General features: G+C 36.6%; 5 protein-coding genes. 4 read left to right on the top strand and 1 reads right to left on the bottom strand.

Annotated elements, in window-relative coordinates:
• The 4 genes from Q8907_13620 to Q8907_13605 form a co-directional block, all read left to right on the top strand.
• A partial coding sequence (locus Q8907_13620) for a hypothetical protein (protein MDP4275311.1) occupies positions 1-226 on the top strand: 226 nt, incomplete at its 5' end.
• A gap of 605 nt (positions 227-831) precedes the next feature.
• Positions 832-1,341, top strand: coding sequence for a hypothetical protein (locus Q8907_13615; protein MDP4275310.1), 510 nt, complete (start codon positions 832-834; stop codon positions 1,339-1,341).
• Positions 1,342-1,423: 82 nt separating this feature from the next.
• Entirely contained in the window at positions 1,424-1,993 is a 570-nt protein-coding gene (locus Q8907_13610) for a hypothetical protein (protein ID MDP4275309.1), read from the top strand.
• Between the two features lie 7 nt (positions 1,994-2,000).
• Positions 2,001-2,834, top strand: a complete 834-nt coding sequence (locus Q8907_13605; GenBank protein MDP4275308.1) for an alpha/beta hydrolase — start codon at positions 2,001-2,003, stop codon at positions 2,832-2,834.
• 56 nt (positions 2,835-2,890) lie between these two features.
• Here the strand turns inward: Q8907_13605 and Q8907_13600 are convergent.
• The coding region (locus tag Q8907_13600) for a cellulase family glycosylhydrolase (GenBank protein MDP4275307.1) at positions 2,891-4,132 on the bottom strand (1,242 nt) is incomplete at its 5' end.

Below are 4,132 nucleotides of genomic sequence, written 5' to 3'. Positions count from 1 at the left end.
TATTATTAATGTGGCAAATGATATTTCCCGGATTTCAAAAAATAATTCTACTGAAGCATCCACTCCAGAAGTTAATAATTCGAATTGTGCATTATTTCAGCATAGGTATGAATTACAGAGAGGTTTTGCACGTAACGCCTATAATAGTCTAAATAAAAAGAAAAAAATGATAAGATTTATGGAAAATTTGGAGATCACACTGCTTCAACTCCAAAACCGGAATTAAATGTTGCCACTTTACAAAGTTTGAGATCTACACAAAGAGTGATGAAAGGAATTCGCGAATTAGCTGAAAAAAATGGATGCTCTATTCCCAAAGCTCCTGAAGAATTTTATTAGCAATTTAATTGCTGTTCAAAATATTATCAATTAAAATTGATTTTGAATGGATAAATTAAACATTCTTTGAACAACGACTAACAAGAATATATTTTTTTACTTACTGTCAATGTATGCGATAAACTCAAAAACGCAAGAATGGTGAAAAGAAGTTAATATAATCATTTGGGGAGCTTCATCATATCTGGTGGAAATGATCCTCAGGTTCATGATGAAATCATCGAGATGTTAAATCATGGAATTAGCATAGAAGCCTGTAAAGATTGCAACGACAATTTTGGTGTGACGGAAACTATAATGAAACTATGAATAAATGTCAGTTACATGAGGAAACTTTTAACCAGTTATTTGAAAAATGGCGAAAAATTCTGGCATTATAAGGGAGGGAGGAGAGAATTCAATATTTTTGCTGATAAATTTAAGCTCTTGTAATAAAATTAAACAATAATAAAAGTCCTATATAATTGAAATCAGAATAACATACAACTGGTAATGAAAAAAAAGATATTTTTTACGGCAGTGTTTTTTCTGCTGATAATTTCTTGTTATGGGCAGCAGAGTAAAACCTGGGACAAATTGACCTGGTTGATTGGCCAGTGGGAGGGCATAGGTAACGGACAACCCGGACAAGGCGGAGGCACCTTCTCTTTTGCATTCGATCTGGATAAAAAAATCATGGTACGTAAAAGTCATTCTGAATATCCTGCTGTAAGAAATAAACCCCAAATTATTCATGAAGATTTAATGATAATCTATATGGATAACAATGAAAATCCCAATAGGGCTATTTATTTTGATAACGAAGGACATATCATTAATTACCGCATAACCTGTAAAGAAAAGTCCATAGAAATGACAAGCGAAAAAGTACCTGATTCTCCTTTTTTCAGACTAACTTATACTTTACTTAACCACGATTCTGTATTTACAAAATTTGAAATGTCCGCAGATGGTGAAAAGTATAAAACATATATAGAAGGGAAAAGCAAAAAAATTAAATAACGCTTATCTTGCAGAAAACTGATTGTTTGAAATTTCTTATGCTTTTCCTGTAATAATTTTGAAGAGTTGATTTATTAATATCATGGCAATAATATTCGATTTTGAAAAATTTAATTCTTCCGATACTAAAGTAAAATATGGCTTTGCAAAGGAATTATTGAAAATTGCTTCCTGTACCCCGGAATTGCTCTATGAATATTTTGATCAATGGACAATTCTGATGAAAAACAAAAATAATATTTTAAAGTGGACAGCTATAGATATCATTGGCTATCTTTCGCGTGTGGATAAGGAAGACAAAACGGTTGAAAAAATAAACGATCTTTTTAAGCTTTTGCATGCCGGTAAATTAATCACCTGTAATCATGCAATTTTTGCTCTTGAACTGATTGCTCAAAACAAACATCAATACTTGCCACAAATAATTGATGAGCTGCTGGCTGTATCCCGGGATAAATTTGACACGGAAGAATGCAAAAATATAGCAACAGGAAAGGTACTGGATGCCTTGAAACCTTTTCTAGGTGAAATAAATAATAATCAGAAAGTGGTTGAATTTATTCAGATTGCTTCAAACAATTCCAGAAATTCAACAAAAAGAAAAGCAGAACAATTGATAAGGAAATTAGAGAAATATAAATTATTAAAATAAATTTATTATGAGAAAAGCTATATTGCTATTCCTGGCTATTAGCTTTGGACTTGCCGCATTTGCTCAAAAAGTTGAATATTCTACTGCATTGAATGTTCCCTATTATAATGATCAGGAACATCAGTCAGATAGTTATGTGGCCAATCAATGTGTTCTGGATCTTTATTATCCCAAAAACGTCAAGGGGTTTGCAACCGTCGTTTGGTTTCATGGAGGAGGCCTGACTTCCGGAGAAAAAGAAATTCCTGAGGCGTTGAAGGGAAAAGGATTTGCTGTTGTGGGGGTTAATTATCGCCTGTCGCCTAAAGTTCATTCTCCGAAATTTATTGAAGATGCCGCTGCATCTGTGGCCTGGGTTTTCAATCATATACAAAGTTTTGGCGGCGATCCTTCACTGATTTTTGTTTCCGGCCATTCTGCCGGAGGCTATCTGACCCTTATGGTGGGCTTGGATAAAAGATGGCTTGATGTTTATCACATTGATGCAAACCGTATCGCCGGCCTTATTCCGTTGAGCGGACAAACAATTACGCATATTGCGATCCGTCATGAACGAGGGATACCTGATACGCAGCCAGTGGTTGATGACTTGGCACCGCTTAATCACGTCCGTGCTGATGCCCCACCTTTGTTATTAATCACCGGTGACCGGGAGCTGGAAATGCTGGGCCGTTATGAAGAAAATGCTTACCTGATGCGGATGATGAAAGTTGCCGGGCATAAAAATACCCGCTTATATGAGTTGGACGGATACGGGCACTCGATGACCGAACCAGCTTTTCCTTTGTTGGTCAGCGAAGTTAAGAAGATAATCAACGAAAAAAGAGGAACGAATAAATAGTTCATTCCTCTTTGATTTTTTATTGCTTTATATATTTTGTGCTGCTATGTTGCAACTTAATTTAATCTGATATTTCCCTGAAGTGCAATATATTGGGGTAAAGCAGTCAGGTTCAGGGATAATATCCCTTTTTCTGTTTTTAATTTTTTAGCATTACCATTGCCGTCTGTGGCAGTTGCTTTTATAATTCCGGATATTCTATTGTTTAATATGACAGAATGTTCTGCATCCGTTGTCCAGGCTGTGATCTTATATTGATTTTTATCATTTTTAAAAACCAGCACAAAATCGTTGCTGTTTTCAAGCGTTATTCTTTTCAAAAAACTAAAGTTTTTCAGCTGCATGTTCATGAGCTGAATGGTTTTATAGGCAGGTTTGGGCGTCAGGTCTGATAGAGTAGTTCCGAAGTTTTGTTCATGTTCATTGGGATCATTCCCGTCGTTTTTCCAATCGTACCAAATTGAGAGGGGAATACCATAAAGCATGTTCGATAATTGCATTCGGACAATATATGCTGCCTGCTTTTCCTGGGAAACACCTTTTGTGGCTGATGAATAACCCCATTCACTGCTTATTATCGGTATCATTTTCTTCGAGGCAGGGGTATATCGGTCAATCAATTCGTGTAGTTTTTTGTAATCGGCAACAGCAGTTTCGGGTGACTTGGAATAATCGCGGTAAGGATGGACACTAACCGCATTGAGATATTGAAGTATTCCTGAAGCCAGAAAAGGTTCAATAAACTTTAGGGGTATTTCAGAGGAAGCTGGACCGATGATTATGGCGTTGGGAACAACTTTTTTGACAGCCTTACAGGTGGCCAAGGCCAATGTGGTATATTGCGTGACGTCAGGTTTGGGTTTCCAGAAACTTATGTTGGGTTCGTTCCATATTTCCCAGATTATATTGTTATTCTTAAAGTGTTCGGCAGCTGCAGCTGCCCACCTTGCGAATGCAGTTATACTTTCTTCGTGCTGGGGTGAGGAGGTCGCTTTCTGGCCCTTACTTGTTAATGGATTTGTCGAACTAACAGGTTCTTCGTAAAGTGAATTGGAATAATCAAGTATATAGATGGCTCGCAACCCACGTTTCGAAAGATTCCTGGTCAGCTCATCATAATTTTCCCAGTTATAAACTCCTTTTGTCCGTTCGGTACTTTGCCACGAAAAATCCATGCGGATAAATTTAAATCCTGCAGCAGCTATCATGTCTAAATCTTTTTCATTGCCTTTTATAAAGTGAATGTTCACGCCGGCACAAATCTGATCAGAAGGCCCAAATGTTTTTGATAGCCCTTT

The sequence above is a fragment of the Bacteroidota bacterium genome (assembly GCA_030706565.1).
Lineage (GTDB): Bacteria > Bacteroidota > Bacteroidia > Bacteroidales > JAUZOH01 > JAUZOH01.
This window is presented reverse-complemented; position numbering and strand designations above follow the sequence as displayed.